This is a genomic window from Candidatus Frankia alpina, assembly GCF_902806485.1.
GTDB lineage: Bacteria > Actinomycetota > Actinomycetes > Frankiales > Frankiaceae > Frankia > Frankia alpina.
Window position 1 is genome coordinate 1 of the sequence record NZ_CADCWT010000629.1, and the last position, 301, is coordinate 301.

Below are 301 nucleotides of genomic sequence, written 5' to 3' on the forward strand. Positions count from 1 at the left end.
TTGTTTTAGATCTTGATGGTCTTCGCTTCCGGTAGCTCTCGATCTCCCTTGCGGAAACGATCACCCTCCGCTCCACGGTGACGAGCGAGCCGCCGGGCCATGATCCCGATCATGGCCCAGTAGACGAACGACTCGGAACTGTCCGGCCGGCGCTCATAATCCCGGGCCAGCCGCTGCCAGGAGGTGACCCACGCCAACGTCCGTTCCGCCACCCACCGTTTCGGCAACGGGGAGAACCCCCTCTGCCCGGCAGGCTTACGGACGATGTCCACCGTGGTGCGCAGCCAGGGCCGCGCGAAGA

The 301-nt window shown here is 64.8% G+C and carries 1 pseudogene; it reads right to left on the bottom strand.

Annotated features, from left to right (window positions below):
- Positions 1–140 precede the first annotated feature (140 nt).
- A pseudogene (locus G6R25_RS31130) lies at positions 141–301 on the bottom strand (IS5-like element ISFal3A family transposase); the annotation flags it as partial.